The organism is Hoeflea sp. AS16 (genome assembly GCF_038900095.1).
Classification (GTDB): Bacteria; Pseudomonadota; Alphaproteobacteria; order Rhizobiales; family Rhizobiaceae; genus Hoeflea.
This window is the reverse complement of sequence record NZ_JBBMQQ010000001.1, coordinates 385,730-400,585: the sequence shown is the minus strand read 5'-3', so window position 1 is coordinate 400,585 and position 14,856 is coordinate 385,730. Positions and strand designations below refer to the sequence as shown.

Sequence of the window (14,856 nt, the reverse complement as noted above, 5' to 3'; positions counted from 1 at the left end):
ATCGCCGCGGCCTGGAAGCCCGCTTCAGTTCAATGGTCTTCGGTTCAGATCAGCGTCACTGGATGACCCGGACGGCCGCAGCCGCCGGATCCAGCGAAACCACCGATTTCTTGGTGATGTAGTCTTCCATCAGGTCGTAGACCGCCGGGCCTTCGACACCTTCGTTCACGGACGCCCAGCCGCCGACAATGTAGGTCTTGTCGGCCTCGATCGGTTCGCCGCTGCCGGTCAGCCGCATCTCCGAAATCCGGCTCCCCATGTCGGCCTCCGGCGTGCAGGCGTAGCTGAAGCCGCCAACCCGAACCATGTCGCCGCCCTGCTGGAGGAACGGATCCTTGTTGAACAGGTTGTCGCAGACATCTTCCATGATGTCCTTGAGCTGCGCTCCGGTGAACTCCAGCCGGTAGACCGACGGGTAGCTCATCGAGGTTTCGGTATAGAGATCGTCAATGGTGATGTCCGAGCCCGGAAGCAGTGTCGTGCCCCAGCGGAACCCGGGAGACAGCGCGATCTGGGTATCGCGTTCTTCCATGATGCCCTGACAGATCAGGTCATCCCAGGTTCCGTTGAAATTGCCGCGCCGGTAAAGCAGGCTGTCCGTGCGGCCGATGACGCGCTGCGTTTCGGCCTCATAGGGCGCACGCACCTCGTCGATCTTGGCTGCCATCTCCGGATCGGGCGTGATGATGTCCGAGAACACCGGGATCAGGTTGGAGCTGTAGCCCGTGACCTTGCCATCCTTCACGTCCAGATCGATGCGGCCGAGATATTTGCCGTGCGAGCCCGAGGACATCAGCAGCGTACCGTCAACCTCGAGCGCAAAGGGCGTTGCATCATGGGTGTGGCCGGTGACGATCACATCCAGTCCGCTGACCGTCGAGGCAATCTTGCGGTCAACATCGAAGCCGTTGTGCGACAGCATCACCACCACCTCGGCACCTTCGGCGCGCGCAGCATCAACATTGGCCTGCAGCACTTCCGGGCGAATGCCGAACGACCATTTCGGGAACATCCAGCTGGGGTTTGCAATCGGCGTATAGGGCATCGCCTGGCCGATAACCGCCACCTTGACGCCGCCACGCTCGAAATAGGCGGTCGGCTCAAACGCCGGTTCATCCCATTCCGCGTCAAAAATGTTCGACGCCAGGAACGGATAGCCCATGGCCTCGATCAGTTCGAGGAAACGCTCTTCGCCGAAGGTGAACTCCCAGTGTCCGGTCATTGCATCGGGCTTGAGCAGCTTCATGCACTCGACCATGTCCATGCCATTGGTCTTTAGCGAGGTGTAAGACCCCTGCCAGGTGTCGCCGCCATCGAGGAACAGGACCTTGTCATCGCCACGATCCGCACGGATCGCCTTGACCAGCGTTGCCGTGCGGTCGAGGCCGCCAAGCTTGCCGTAGGTACGGGCCAGATCGACATAATCGACCATCGTGTGGGCATAGGCGTAGGGACTGCCCTTCTCGATATTGAAATAATCGAGAAACTCCTGTGCAACCAGGTGCGGCGGCACGCCCGAATAGGCTCCAACCCCGATATTGGTGTCCGGCGGACGGAAATAGACCGGCTTGAGCTGGGCGTGGCAATCGGTGAAATGCAGCAGCGTCACCTGCCCCTTGGAATCGAACTTGAGCAGATCATCCTGCGTCAGCTTTTGCTGCGCCAGCGCACGTGTCGGATTTGCGCCCAATCCGGCAGCACCAAGCACAAAACCGGCATTCAGAGCATATTGCAGAAAATCTCGCCTGGTATGCATCCCATTCTCCATTCGGGTGAAAAACGGACAAACGTATTCGCTCCAGCAACAGCCGGAATCCGTATTTTCTTTTTATTTCAATCCGTTAACGCAATACTCTTCAAGTCACATCGAGCTGAAGAACGGTGATCGCGTAGTGCTCCAGCAGCGGCTGGCAATGCGGGTCATGCAAGACGCGCTTGGTCTGGAACCGGAGGCGCCGAGACGCCTCCGGCAAATTCAAGCCTACTGGCGAACCGACGGGGTTTCGACCGAAAGGCCGGTACCGCGCCATGTCACGTAGGTTTCAAGCGCCATCAGCTCGTCCGAGAATGCCTTGGGCTGTTCTGCCCGGGTATCACGGATACAGCCGCGGAAACGCTGATGCAGCGATGTCAGGCCACTCTTCAGGCGATAGGTCGGGAAACCGTTGACCTGGCCCTGGCTGAGATGGTCGGCACGGATCATCTTGCCCATTGCCACTTCGTGGCAGCTGGCGCAGGCAAGGTTCAACTGGCCCGTACGGGTGTAGTAGACTTCCTTGCCCTTTTCCCACCACGACTGCATGTCGCCCTGGGACAGATCAAGCTCCACCGGCATACCCAGCGACTGATGCTTGATATAGGCAGTCAACTCACGCTGCCCGTTCTTGTTGAAGGGAAGCGCTTCCGCCCCCATCTGCTCGGTGCGGCACTTGTTGATCTGCAGCTCGACATTGATCGGCTTTTTCGAATCCGCATCCCATTTCGGGAAATGCGCTCCGACGCCCTTCATGCTTTCCGCGGCATCACCATGGCAGGTCGCGCAGGACTTGCCTTCCGTGCCTTCAACCGTGTTCCACAGCACTTCGCCGTCTTCGACAGCGATCATGCCCGGGTTTTCGATCGTATCGCGTTCCACGTCGCGGGTTTCCGCTTCACGGAACAGCCAGCCCGAATACACCTCGTCGAAGGGGTGACCCTCGGGCGCCTTGGTGCGGGTTACAATCGGCATGCCGTCGATTTCGAGCGTGTCATCGACCGGGTCGGCCAATACCGGACCGGACCCGGCAAATGCGGCTGCCAGAACGACGCCGGCAATCAAAAGTCTTTTCATAACGTTCTCCGTCCTCCCGGGAACTCCCGATGCGGGAACCTCCCCCGCTCGGGTTCCCCTCCCAAAGTTACTTGACTTCGATCGGCGCCTCGGCCTCGTAGACCGATCCGTCGTCATCGAGCCAGGTGAACACAAATGTTCCGCTGGCCGGCACCTTGGCGTTGAACTCGAAATAGGGATTGGCGGAAATCGCCGGATCCAGATCGCACTCGAACACCGTCTCACCTTCGAAGGTGCAGGTGAACTTGTTGATGATCTTGCGGGGGATGGGGTTGCCATCCTTGTCCTTGCGCTGGCCAGATTCCATTTCGTGGCTGATCAGCGTCTTGATGGTGATCACCTCACCGGCCGAAGCCGACTTGGGCACCTTGATGCGTGGTTTTGATGCCATTTTCGTAAATCCTGTCCTGCCTCAGCCGCCGCAGCCGCCGATGGTTACCTTGACCTGCTTCTTGTCCATGAAGACCGAGCCGTCTTTCATCTTCGCAACCGCGATGACGTTCTGGGTCTTGGCAAGGCGGATACGGGTCGTTGCCAGCGCTTCACCGCTCATTTCGGTGAAATGGAAAGTGGCAACTGCCGGGCTCGGGTTTCCATCCGCAAAGATGATAACCGATTCCACCAGATCGTCGCCTTCCATGGCGCTCTCGACACTGACCGAGACCGGCACGGTGTTGCCGTTCTCGGCGATCTCGGGGGTGTTCAGCGAGACCTTGCCTTCGCCCGGCGTGACACCGCCGGTGAATTCCATGATCATCTTCTCCGCGTCTTCCGCAGAGGCCAGGGCCGGGGTAACCCGGGCACCGGCGACCGCGAATGCAGCCGCACCCGCCGTCAGTCCTAAGACATTCCGTCTTGTTAGTTGCATTGGCTTCGAGCTCCCTTGCTCCAGATTATTCCTTGAGTGTACCGAGATAGGCGACAACGTCCTCAACCTGCTGGGCAGTCAGGATCGTTTTGCCGACGTTCTTTTCCGCTACATGCTGTCCGACTTCCAGCGAGTAAAAACCCGGCATGATCGTCTCGTCGGTGAAGACCTGCTTAGAGTTGACCACGATCGCCCTGAGCTGTGGCTCGTCCCAGCGCGAGGCCACACCATCCAGGGAAGGCCCCACATTGCCATGGAAAAGCTCCGTAGACATATCGGTATTGGCGTGACACGCCAGACAATTGCCCAGCTTGCGGCTCTTGAATGTTTCCGCCCCGGCGGCAGGATCACCAGCCGCTCCGGTCAGAGATACAACAACACCGTCATCGGTGAATTCCACCGCTTCAGGCGAAACTTCGCTCGCAATTGCTGCAGTCGACAGCGCAACCGCCGCTATCGCCCCCAGTGTCAATTTCATTCGCCTTGTCATTTTGGCGCTCCCTCCTCCGATTGACCGGACAAAAAAATCCGGTTCCGCTCCGATTCCAAGATACCCATACTTTGGCGCACAATCAATGCAAAAATATGATTTCTTGAATGTATGACTTGCGGGACTTACTCCGCGTCAAGCCTACCCTGTGCCCGCAACTCGTTAATAAACCGGGCATGATACTTCTGAAAATGCTCGTCACTTTCGTAGCCTTTTTCGGCTACCCATTGGAACATGTTGAGGAATGTCCACTTGCCGAAGGCACCGGGCATGGTCGCCACGGCTGCCTCGGCCGCGGTCTTTCCTTCCGGCACCTCCTCCGGCATAAACACCAGCGTCGGCGTGAAAACATAGCCCCATTTGCGCGCAGCCGTCTTCTCGGTCAGCACCTCGCCATCGAGGTCGGTGACCTCCTCATCGCCAAACATGTTGTATTGAACGACCTTGAAGTTGGCCTTGATGAAATCCGAGACTTCCGGATCTGACAGCAGGTCCTCGTGCATCTTGGCGCAGTAGATGCAGCCGCGTTGCTCGAAAATCATCACCAGCCGCTTGCCCTCGTCCCTTGCCGTTTCGATGTCCTCGGCAATGTCACGGAAGGTCAGTGCAAACCAGTCCTGCTTGTGCAGGCCATCCTCGCCGATCTCCGACGACCAGGCTTGAACCGACAGGGCCGCAAGGGCGGCAAAGGCAAAAAACGCGCGTCTGATCATGAATCTTCTCCTAACCGATCGTAGCGAATGCGGGAAACATCTCAAGCAGCCATTGCGCGATCCGTGACATCTGCCCCGTCATGAACAGGATGCCGGTGATCACCAGAAGTAGGCCCATGACTTTTTCGATAACAGCCATATGTTTCTTGATTCGGGTCGAAAACCGGATGAAACGGCTCGCAAAGAACCCGGCGACGACAAAGGGTATGCCGATCCCCAGAGCATAAAGCCCCAGCAGCACCGCGCCCTGCCCGGCGCTCTCCTTGGCAGCCGCCATGAACAGGATCGCGGCCAGGATCGGCCCCACGCAAGGCGTCCAGCCGAAGGCGAAAGCCAGCCCCATGACATAGGCGCCGACCATCCCGGCGGGCTTGCGCTCAACCTGCACCCGCGCCTCGCGGTAAAGCAGCGCAAACCGGAACACCCCGAGGAAATGCAGCCCCATCAAAAGGATCAGCACTCCGGCAACAATCGCCAGAACGTCAAAATACCGGGCGACCGACTGGCCGATCAGGCTTGCGGTCGCGCCCAGCGAAATGAAGACCGTGCTGAAGCCCAGCACAAAGGCAATCGATGCAAGCGCAATGCGGCGCGATGCGACGGCATCCGCATCGGCATTTTTCACTTCGTTGAAGCTCATGCCCGCCAGATAGGCGAGATAGGGCGGAACGATCGGCAACACGCAAGGCGAGAAAAAGGACAGCAACCCCGCCAGAAACGCGGCCCCATACCCGACATCAATCATTTCCGTCCTCCCTCGCGGCGCCGCCTGTCGAATCAGACCGGCAAGACCACCCTCATCAATCTGTTTGCGGATGCCGGTTTTGTTCACACCGTGTCAATTGCACAAAACAGGCCCGCCCCCATGGTATTGCGCCAAGCCTCTCCCCAGCCGCAATCAACAGGAATGCGATTGCAAGATATGCAAAATAATATATATATTGCAATCACTATTTTTAACGAACGGACCGGCGTCATGACTTCAATTTACGCTGCCGCACTGGCCCTCGTCATGTGCCTTTCAGCCCCCGTCATGGCTGCGGAAATGGTGATGTTCGAGCAACCCGGCTGCGCCTGGTGCATGCGGTTCAACGAGGAAATCGCGCCGGCCTGGCCAAAAACCGAACAGGGCAAGCGCGCGCCGCTGCGCCGGGTCAACATTCACGATGACATCCCTGCCGACCTGGCCGAAATTCCGGTCGAGCGGTTCACGCCAACCTTCGTGCTGGTTGACGACGGCCGCGAGATCGCAAGGTTGCGCGGCTATCCTGGCGATCAGTTCTTCTGGGCGATTGTAGACGAGATGCTGTCGAAGCTGGACCAGTAATGACCGACACGTCGCAAGGCCATAATTTCAATGGGCAGGACATCTCCCTCCTTGCAGGACAGGCCCGCAAGGCAAGCGACGTTCTCAAGGCGTTGTCGCATGAAACCCGGCTGCTGATTCTGTGGCTGCTGTCGGAAAGCGAAAAATCCGTCTCCGAACTCGAGGAGTTGCTGGCGCTGCCACAGGCTGCGGTGTCCCAGCAGCTTGCCCGGCTGCGCTACGACCATCTGGTCAGCGCCCGCCGCGAAGGCCGCATGATACATTATTCGATCACCAGCCCGGAAGTTTCGGCCGTGGTGAGCTCGCTTTATGAACTGCTGTGCGAACCGCCGGACCGGGCAAGCTGAGCTTCCCGCATTGCTTGCATTGGTTTGAGCCTGGCCGTAGGTTCAAGGTAACAAGACCGGGCTTAAACCCGGCCAACGGGAGGAAATGAGCATCATGATGGATTCGGGATGGGTGCTGGCGCTGTCGGGCTGCCTGGTCGGCTCGATAATCGGTTTTGCCGCTCGCAAAAGCCATTTCTGCACCATGGCTGCGCTGGAGCGTCATTGGTATGCCGGCGACGACCGGCCCTTGCGGGCCTGGGCACTGGCCGCCTTCACCGCCCTCATCGCCACCCAATTGCTCAGTGCCGCGGGGCTCGTCAGCATCGAGAAGTCCTTTTACATCACCGAACCTCTGCCGTTGGCCGGCGCCATTGTCGGCGGGCTGATGTTCGGCGTCGGCATGGCGCTCGTCGGCACCTGCGGCTTTGGCGCGCTGGTGCGGCTGGGCGGCGGCAATCTGCGCGCGCTGGTGGTTCTTACCGGTCTCGGCCTTGCAGCCCTTGCCGCCCAGCGCGGCGTCACTGCGCATTTTCGCGCAGCCCTGCTTGATCCGCTCTCGCTGGACCTGACCGGCCTTGGCGGACAATCCGCGGGAACTTTGCTGTCACGCGCAACCGGTTTCGACATCACCCTGCCGCTGGGCCTGGCAATCGGAGCCGCCGGTCTCTGGTGGGTTTTCAAATCGGCCCATTTCCGCGCCGACCATACCCGCGCGCTGGCCGGCATCGTCATCGGCCTGTGCATCGCAGCAGGTTGGGTGATCACCAGCAACTTCGCCGCCCATGCCTACTTCCCGGTTCAGATCGAGGCCGGATCCTTCGTCATGCCGGTCGGAGAAACCATCATGCAGATCATCACCGTGACCGGTGAACTACCTGACTACGGTGTCGGCCTGGTGGTTGGCGTCTTCCTCGGCGCCGCCGTTTCCGCCTTCCGTTCCGACGACATGCGCTGGGAAGCCTGTGACGATGCCCGCGAACTCTCCCGCCACCTGCTCGGCGCCTTCCTGATGGGAACCGGCGGTGTCTTCGCGCTCGGCTGCACCATCGGCCAGGGCGTCAGCGCCTTTTCCGTCATGGCCATTTCCGCCCCAATCGTGATGATCTCCATCGCCGCCGGTGCCCGCATGGGACTGGGCATGCTGATGGAAGGCACCCCCTTCAGCTTCATCGCCGACTGGCGGGCAACGGATACGAAGGGGTGAGTGTACTGGAACACTGAGCTCCAATGTCAGCTTGCCATACACCCGCAGCCACCGGCTCGGCGTTTATTTCGCTTGTTCGGAAATTGTCATGCGGCAAAGCAATGTGTTGTCCTGCACCAGGTCTTCGCTCCACACCAGCTTGGCTGACTGATCCCAGTTGATCTCGTCGTAACCGTCTTTCGGACTGACGTCTCGCACACTGTGCTCGACAGCTGCGGGCCAATTGCTGTCGTCAAAACCAGGTGCAGTCCAGTTTTCCGCGACCGTTGTTACGCTGAAGTTACACAGCCCCTCGCCCGCAACTGGGTTCTTTTCGCCAGCGCAGGCCCGGTCCAGAGGTGCCCGGTGCACGACAAGGCAACGCATGGCTTTGTCGGTGACGCCAATTGTCTTGCCTGTTGCCACGTCACGAAACTGGGCAATCATGCCGCCATCGCCCATCTGTTGACGATCCGTCCCGATATATTCAAGGCCGGTGTCGTTCTCCTTGAAATCCCGGACTTGAAACGCGAGTGTCATCGGCAAGGTGGCGGCAAAGGTGACACGTTCGGCGTTGAATGATCGTTCGGTGTTGTAGGCCACGCTGTCTTCAATCAACGGCTCACCATTGACGGCGAGGCTGAACCAGTTGTCGACCCAGATTTCGCCGATGACCTTGGTGCCGCCCTCCCCCTCGATCACGCGCTCATTCAAAACCACGCCGTTACTTTTCGGCTTGTCGTTGCATCCGGAAAGAAGTGCTGCCGCGGCAAGTGCGATTGCCGACAATTTCATGGTACGATTCATCGGCAATATTCTCCTGTTTCGACAGAGCCGCCATCGGTGATGGTGCGAGTCTCGAAAGCATAGCAATCAGGTGTCCGTGTCGGCGTGTAGCGCATGTAGTAGGCCTCGCCCTTGTAGGTGTAGTCCATGCTGCGCCGGCCATTGCCGTCTTGCGTGAATGTGAGGTTTTCGACACCGCCTCGCGGCGGCACACCCGCCGATTTTCCGAACCAGCTGAACCAGCCACCTGCCGGTTTTAGCGGGGAAACCCTCGGCAGCTTGTCCATGTCGGCAACCTCACCCATCAGGCATTGAATGATGTAAGGTGCCTGGGCCGAGGTGTGATACCGGTAAATGAAAGTGTCATCTGTCTTGCCATTGCAGACATCAAGTTCGCCAATTGCGATTGGCGTGCCGTCAGGATTGTTGTCGCCATAGATGGGAAACCCGTCAAAAGCCCAACCGATAATGGCAGCATCGCCGGCATTTTTCATCTGCTCGATCATGCAGCTTGGCTTGACGTGATAATGATAATCGTCACCTCGCCCGGCATGCCCACCACAAACGTCCAGCTGCTTGGTCTGCAATGTGTCGTGCTGCGCCTGGTGATGCTTCAAATCCTCCAAGGTCATTTCGCCGCCGCCAGTGTAATCATAAATGGGAACACCGTTGACCGCGACACCCAACGCCGCGTCACGAGTCTGGGGCGTGCTTCCCAGTACGGGTGTGAGGGGAATGGGCGCAGCGTAGTCCTTGGCAGGCACCGGCACCTGCTCGTTTGTGCCGACAATGCCGGTCATCAACGTATGGGAAGGATAGGTGTTTGACGTGATCACCGCCTTGCCGTCCTCGCATGTCACCTTGACGACATCGGAAAACCCGGCATCGGCAACAGATGCCTTTACCGCTTTGCAATGATTTTCTTCGCCATGGGCACTTGCCAAATTCGGATAGAGTGCAACCAGCAAGGCAAAAAGTGCGGCGGTTTTGGCCGCAACTGATCGCGGCTCTGCCTTCGGCAAAATCATGCGGTACTTCCTTTGAAAACGACGAGATCCGCCAGCTTGATTGCCTTGGATCTTGTCACGTTCATTGACATGTGCAACCGCAGAATTTCAAGTTACGGTTTGGGATTTCACGCTTACATTTTGGTAATGTAACCGACGGGGCAGCCACCGTTCAGCACCCCTCGACAACGGTCTCCATGAACATGCAAAATCAATCACTTGCCGATTGCAGAACCGCGCCTGAAAAAACCGGGATCAAACCAGACTTGCTCGCTTACCCCTCCGCCACAAACCGGTAAGCCATCCCGTCCCGCTCGACCCTGCCCTCACCCGGCTTGGGCAGGTGATAGGCGGCGAGCGAAGCCTTGTCGGTTGCCAGCCGGTCAAGCAGCTTGACGCGGGTAGCAATCCCCATCTCCGGATCCTGGTCCGAGCCACTAGGCCATGACGGGTGTGCGAAGGACACGGCGAAATGGGAGATCGCGTCACCGGCGACCAGCATCGGATCAGTCCCGCCATGCAGCATGAAGGACATGTGCCCGGGTGTGTGTCCCGATGTGTCCACCGCCTCGACACCTGGCAGCACCTCGGCGCCGGGCTCGAACAGGTTGATCATGTCCTCGAGATAAGACAGCCGGTTCTGCGCACCCACTGCAAAGGTCTTGCGTTCTTCCGGCATCGTGTCGATCGTGCCCGGATCGCGCCAGAATTCCCATTCGGTGCGGCCCATGTGAAAGCTGGCATTGGGATAGACGATCTCGTCGAAGTCATCGATCAGGCCCCATAGATGGTCCGGGTGACCATGGGTAAAGACAACATCGGTGACATCGGCCGGATCGAACCCTGCCTCGGCCATGTTGTCGAGCAGCCTGCCTGCAGACGGCATGAAGTTGGAGCCGGAGCCGACATCGAACATGATCAGCCGGTCGCCGGATTTGAGGATCGGCACATTGCAATCGGGCATCAGTGTATCGGTCGGCAGTCCGTTTGCTTGCAACAGCGCCAGGAGTTCGTCCTGCGGCGCATCCGGATAGGAGAAACTCAGCGGCAGCACCAGATTGCCGTCGCTGATGCTGGTCAGCACCGCGTCGCCGATTGCGAAGGCATTGGCCGGCCGCAAGCCCACCGGCAGCAGTGCGGTCGCCGCAGCAGCCACTCCCGTTTGCATGAGGGTCCGTCGCGTCAGATCAAGCGATGCCATGATGTCTCTCCCATATAGATTTATATGAATATTTGCCTTTGTCTTGACGCAGGTCAATGCTTGTTCTCGCAAATCAGGCAATTTGCCTTTGAAGAGGGCAGCATAATGGAACTTGAATGGCTTGCCGACAGGTTTGGTGACAAGGGCGCGCTGTTGATCGGCGGTGCCATCATTGGCGCGCTGTTTGGCGCCTTCGCCCAGCAAAGCCGGTTCTGCCTGCGCGCAGCGGCAATCGAATTTTCCCGCGGCCGGGTCGGTGGCAAGATGGCGATCTGGCTGATTGTGTTCTCCACAGCCATCGCCGGAACCATGCTGCTCTCGGCATTCGACTTGTTCACCGCCACCGAAGCCCGCCAGCTGGCCTCGCCGCAAAGTCTCTCTGGCGCGGCCATCGGCGGTCTGCTGTTCGGCACCGGCATGGTGCTGGCGCGCGGCTGCTCCTCCCGGCTTCTGGTGCTCTCGGCCACCGGAAACCTGCGCGCCCTGCTCTCGGGTCTTGTCTTCGCCGTGGTCGCACAAGCAAGCCTGCACGGCTTTCTCTCGCCGGTGCGCGATGCGCTGGCAGCCCCGCTGACAACTCTCTCTATCGGATCCAACGACCTGCTGACACTCTCCGGTGTCTCCGAGAAAACCGCCCTCACACTGGTCCTCATCGGCCTCGCCGCCAGCCTGTCGCTGGCGCTATGGCGCAAGATCGGGCTCTGGAAGACCATTGCCGCCTTTGCCGTCGGCGCCTGCATTCCGCTGGCCTGGTGGTTCACGAAATCAATGACCGCAATCGCATTCGAGCCGGTGCAGCTCGAAGCGCTGAGCTTCACCGGACCATCCGCCAACACGCTGATGCTGTTTTTGTCGCAGCCCGGTTCGATGATCGATTTCGATGTCGGCCTGGTTCCCGGCGTCTTCATCGGCGCATTTCTTGCAGCCCTCGCCACCGGCGAACTCGAACTTCAGGGCTTTGAAGGGGGCGACTCGATGCGCCGCTATCTCGCTGGCGCTGCCCTGATGGGGTTCGGCGGCATGCTGGCGGGCGGTTGCGCCGTCGGTGCTGGTGTCACCGGCGCCAGCATCTTCGCGCTCACCGCCTGGGTCACCCTGTTTGCCATCTGGATCGCCGCGGCAACGACCGACTGGGTGGTTGACCGCAAGTTGCCCGCGCGCAAGGCACGCGATGTTCTGGGCGTCGCCGGACAATCCTGACACAGCCTTTCTGCAGAAAACAAAAAAGGCCGCCAGACAGGCGCACTCCCGATATGCGGGTTTGCGTAATCCTGCCTGACGGCCCTAATTCAAGCGCTCTTAGCGAGCGTCTTTTATTGATCCCCTCTGGATCTGGTTTTAACAAAGCAGGAACCGTGCCAGTTCAAACGAACCTGCCCGGCGCTGGTTTTAATGCGATTTCCCGGCCCTCCCTTGAAGGGATTGCTTTTGCAGCATGCATGCCGGGTCGAAATTTGCGGCAATCGCCCAAATCCTGGGCATGTGAGGTCAAACAGCCAGGGTCGCCCGACCATCATACCGAAACCGCCTCGCGCAAGACGTCCTTGCTCAGGCTTTCGCGGTCACCCGCCATCTTCACTTCGCCGCGCTCGATCACGCAGAACCGGTCGGCCAGCCCATAGGCAAATTCGAAATACTGCTCGACCAGCACGATCGCCATCTTGCCCTCGTCGCGCAGCAGCGCGATCACCCGCCCGATCTGCTGGATGATGTTGGGCTGGATGCCTTCGGTCGGCTCGTCCAGCAACAGTAATTTCGGCCGTGTGATCAGTGCCCGTGCAATGGAAAGCTGCTGCTGCTGCCCGCCCGACAGATCGCCGCCACGCCGGTTGCGCATGTCTTTCAGCACCGGAAACAGCTCGTAGATGTGATCCGGGATCTTGTGCTCCGAGCGCGGCAGGCAGGCAAACCCGGTTTCGAGATTTTCTGTCACCGTCAGCAGCGGAAAAATATCCCGTCCCTGAGGAACATAGCCCACACCCCTTGCCGCCAGCTGATGCGCCGGGATCTTGCCGATTTCCTGCCCGTCGAGCCTGTAGTCACCACCGGAGCGGTGATGCACCCCGGAGATTGCCTTGAGCAGGCTGGTCTTGCCCACCCCGTTGGTGCCCATCACACAGGTCACCTGCCCGACATCGGCTTTCAGCGAAATGCCCTTGAGGATCTGTGACTGGCCGTAGTGCAGGGTCAGGTTTTCGATATCAAGCATTCTCAGCGCCCCAGATAGACATCGATGACGTCGGAATTGGCCGTGACATGGTCGAGTGACCCTTCCGCCAGCACCGAGCCTTCGTGCAGCACCGTCACCTTGCAATCGAGCCGTCGGACAAATTCCATGTCGTGCTCGACAACAACAACCGCGCGGGTTTGAGCCGCCCGGCGCAACAGATCTGTGGTGTGTTCGCGTTCCCCCAGCGTCATCCCCGCCGCAGGCTCATCCACCAGCAGCAGTTTCGGGTCCTGCGCCAGCAGCATGCCGATCTCCAGCCATTGCTTCTGGCCATGCGAGAGTTCACCGGCCGTCCGGTCCAGTTCGCCAGACAGGCCGATTTCCTCTGCAAGCACTTGCACCCGGTCGCTGTCCTGCGGTGTCGCACGATACCACAAGACTGCAAACGGCAGCCGGTCATTGCTCAGCGCCATCATCAGGTTGTCACGCACGCTTTGCGCCTCGAACACCGTCGGGCGCTGGAACTTGCGGCCAACGCCTGCGCGCGCAATCTGGCTTTCCGACAGCCGGAGCAGATCGAGTTGCGGCTCGCCGAACCGCACCCGGCCCTCGTTCGGCTTGGTCTTGCCGGTGACGATATCCATGAAGGTGGTCTTGCCTGCCCCGTTTGGCCCGATGATGGCGCGCAGTTCCTGCCCGCCGATCTCGAAGGACAGGTTGTTGATCGCCTTGAAGCCGTCAAACGACACCGAAATCGAGGTCACTTCCAGTAGCGCGCTCACGATGCAGCATCCTTTCTGACCAGCCTGTCAAACACACCGCCAATACCCTTGGGCACGAACAGCGTCACCAGCACGAAACCGAGACCCAGCAGCACCTGCCACCAGTCGACCCAGTTGATGGTGTAGAACCCGAGCGGAATGCTTGGCGCCTGCCCGCCGGTGAACCAGGACGACAACAGCGACACCGTGGCCGCACCTATGACAGCACCGTAGAGCCGCCCGCGCCCGCCGATCGCCACCCAGACGGCAAGATAAATCGAGGCAATCGGCGCGATTTCCGCCGGGTTGATGATGCCTGCCTGCGGATAATAGAGCGCCCCGGCAATCGCCGCGATCACGGCCGTCAGCGTGAACACCACCAGTTTGTAGGTCTCCACCGGGTAGCCCATGAAGCGGATGCGCGCCTCGTCATCGCGGATGGCGCGGATGACATTGCCGAATTTGCCCGACACCACCCAGGCCGCCACGACATAGCCCAGCCCGAGCGCGAAGGCCGAGGCCAGGAAGAACCAGACAGAAACCACTGATTGCGGCACCTCTGTCAGACCCGGAATGTTCTGCAATCCCGACAGGCCGTTGTTGCCGCGCAGGCCGCTGTCGTTCTGGAAAAGATAGAGAGACAGCGCCAGCGTCATCGCCTGGGTCAGGATCGACAGATACACCCCGGTCACGCGGCTGCGGAACGCCAGCCAGCCGAACACCAGCGCCAGCAGCCCCGGAACCAGCACCACAAATGCAAGCTGCGCAAACAGGCTGTCCGCGAAATACCAGACAGCGGGGATATCCGACCCACCGACGACACCGAAAATCTGCGTCCCGATCCCTTCGCGGATCTCCTCTGCGGTAGCCGGCAACTCGCCACCCGCCAGCGAGGCGATGACGATGTCCTTGGTGCGTTCATACATCAGCCACATGCCGATCATGTAGCCGCCGAGCCCGAAGAAGGCGAAGTGGCCGAGCGACAGGATCCCGCAATAGCCCCAGACCAGATCCATGGCGATGGCGACCAGACACAGGCACAGCGTCTTGCCGAGGATCTTGATCATGCTGGTCGAAACCAGCCCCAGCCCAAATCCTTCCGACATCACCACCATGGCAATGGTGAAGACCGCGAGCAAAGCAATGAAGATCAGCACCGATGGCTGCCGGGCAAACAGGGAACGTTGCATG

At 59.6% G+C, this 14,856-nt stretch carries 17 protein-coding genes; 4 read left to right on the top strand and 13 right to left on the bottom strand.

Annotated features, from left to right (window positions below; translation table 11 throughout):
- Positions 1 to 55: 55 nt before the first annotated feature.
- From soxB to WNY80_RS01835, 7 genes are all read right to left on the bottom strand, one after another.
- Positions 56 to 1,756: a thiosulfohydrolase SoxB gene (gene soxB / locus WNY80_RS01865; RefSeq protein ID WP_342885638.1), complete on the bottom strand. Its 1,701-nt coding sequence runs from the start codon at positions 1,754 to 1,756 to the stop codon at positions 56 to 58.
- A gap of 225 nt (positions 1,757 to 1,981) precedes the next feature.
- On the bottom strand, positions 1,982 to 2,830 hold the full coding sequence (soxA, locus tag WNY80_RS01860) for a sulfur oxidation c-type cytochrome SoxA (protein WP_342885637.1): 849 nt from the start codon (positions 2,828 to 2,830) through the stop codon (positions 1,982 to 1,984).
- A gap of 67 nt (positions 2,831 to 2,897) precedes the next feature.
- Complete coding sequence (soxZ, locus tag WNY80_RS01855) at positions 2,898 to 3,221, bottom strand: thiosulfate oxidation carrier complex protein SoxZ (protein WP_342885636.1); 324 nt, start codon at positions 3,219 to 3,221, stop codon at positions 2,898 to 2,900.
- Positions 3,222 to 3,242: 21 nt separating this feature from the next.
- Positions 3,243 to 3,698 (bottom strand): thiosulfate oxidation carrier protein SoxY, encoded by a 456-nt coding sequence (gene soxY / locus WNY80_RS01850; RefSeq protein ID WP_342885635.1) that lies wholly within the window; start codon positions 3,696 to 3,698, stop codon positions 3,243 to 3,245.
- 25 nt (positions 3,699 to 3,723) lie between these two features.
- Positions 3,724 to 4,176, bottom strand: a complete 453-nt coding sequence (soxX, locus tag WNY80_RS01845) for a sulfur oxidation c-type cytochrome SoxX (protein ID WP_342885634.1) — start codon at positions 4,174 to 4,176, stop codon at positions 3,724 to 3,726.
- A 137-nt stretch (positions 4,177 to 4,313) separates the two neighbouring features.
- A complete protein-coding gene (locus WNY80_RS01840) occupies positions 4,314 to 4,901 on the bottom strand; it encodes a thioredoxin family protein (protein ID WP_342885633.1) in 588 nt (195 codons plus the stop codon).
- 10 nt (positions 4,902 to 4,911) lie between these two features.
- Positions 4,912 to 5,646: a cytochrome c biogenesis protein CcdA gene (locus tag WNY80_RS01835; RefSeq protein ID WP_342885632.1), complete on the bottom strand. Its 735-nt coding sequence runs from the start codon at positions 5,644 to 5,646 to the stop codon at positions 4,912 to 4,914.
- Between the two features lie 231 nt (positions 5,647 to 5,877).
- On the opposite strand from WNY80_RS01835, the gene WNY80_RS01830 reads away from it, so the two are divergent.
- The 3 genes from WNY80_RS01830 (at position 5,878) to WNY80_RS01820 (ending at position 7,761) form a co-directional block, all read left to right on the top strand.
- Complete coding sequence (locus tag WNY80_RS01830; RefSeq protein ID WP_342885631.1) at positions 5,878 to 6,228, top strand: transcriptional regulator; 351 nt, start codon at positions 5,878 to 5,880, stop codon at positions 6,226 to 6,228.
- Positions 6,228 to 6,575 carry a metalloregulator ArsR/SmtB family transcription factor gene (locus WNY80_RS01825; protein WP_342885630.1) on the top strand — a complete coding sequence of 116 codons (348 nt, stop codon included), beginning with the start codon at positions 6,228 to 6,230 and terminating at the stop codon, positions 6,573 to 6,575. The genes WNY80_RS01830 and WNY80_RS01825 overlap by 1 nt, the downstream gene beginning before the upstream one ends.
- Before the next feature lie 94 nt (positions 6,576 to 6,669).
- Complete coding sequence (locus WNY80_RS01820; RefSeq protein WP_342885629.1) at positions 6,670 to 7,761, top strand: YeeE/YedE family protein; 1,092 nt, start codon at positions 6,670 to 6,672, stop codon at positions 7,759 to 7,761.
- 63 nt (positions 7,762 to 7,824) lie between these two features.
- On the opposite strand, the gene WNY80_RS01815 is transcribed toward WNY80_RS01820, so the two are convergent.
- The 3 genes from WNY80_RS01815 to WNY80_RS01805 form a co-directional block, all read right to left on the bottom strand.
- Entirely contained in the window at positions 7,825 to 8,547 is a 723-nt protein-coding gene (locus WNY80_RS01815; RefSeq protein ID WP_342885628.1) for a PEBP family protein, read from the bottom strand.
- A complete protein-coding gene (locus WNY80_RS01810) occupies positions 8,544 to 9,554 on the bottom strand; it encodes a YHYH protein (RefSeq protein WP_342885627.1) in 1,011 nt (336 codons plus the stop codon). Before WNY80_RS01810 ends, WNY80_RS01815 begins: the two co-directional genes overlap by 4 nt.
- A 253-nt stretch (positions 9,555 to 9,807) precedes the next feature.
- On the bottom strand, positions 9,808 to 10,734 hold the full coding sequence (locus WNY80_RS01805; RefSeq protein ID WP_342885626.1) for an MBL fold metallo-hydrolase: 927 nt from the start codon (positions 10,732 to 10,734) through the stop codon (positions 9,808 to 9,810).
- A 105-nt stretch (positions 10,735 to 10,839) separates the two neighbouring features.
- On the opposite strand from WNY80_RS01805, the gene WNY80_RS01800 reads away from it, so the two are divergent.
- Positions 10,840 to 11,934, top strand: a complete 1,095-nt coding sequence (locus tag WNY80_RS01800; RefSeq protein WP_342885625.1) for a YeeE/YedE family protein — start codon at positions 10,840 to 10,842, stop codon at positions 11,932 to 11,934.
- 313 nt (positions 11,935 to 12,247) lie between these two features.
- On the opposite strand, the gene urtE is transcribed toward WNY80_RS01800, so the two are convergent.
- Genes urtE through urtC form a run of 3 tightly spaced genes read right to left on the bottom strand, consistent with a single transcriptional unit; the run spans position 12,248 to position 14,855 of the window.
- The gene (gene urtE / locus WNY80_RS01795; RefSeq protein WP_342885624.1) at positions 12,248 to 12,943 is read right to left on the bottom strand and encodes an urea ABC transporter ATP-binding subunit UrtE; all 696 of its coding nucleotides are present in this window, start codon (positions 12,941 to 12,943) and stop codon (positions 12,248 to 12,250) included.
- A 2-nt stretch (positions 12,944 to 12,945) separates the two neighbouring features.
- Positions 12,946 to 13,686 (bottom strand): urea ABC transporter ATP-binding protein UrtD, encoded by a 741-nt coding sequence (gene urtD / locus WNY80_RS01790; RefSeq protein ID WP_342885623.1) that lies wholly within the window; start codon positions 13,684 to 13,686, stop codon positions 12,946 to 12,948.
- A complete protein-coding gene (gene urtC, locus WNY80_RS01785) occupies positions 13,683 to 14,855 on the bottom strand; it encodes an urea ABC transporter permease subunit UrtC (protein ID WP_342885622.1) in 1,173 nt (390 codons plus the stop codon). Before urtC ends, urtD begins: the two co-directional genes overlap by 4 nt.
- Position 14,856: the final 1 nt, after the last annotated feature.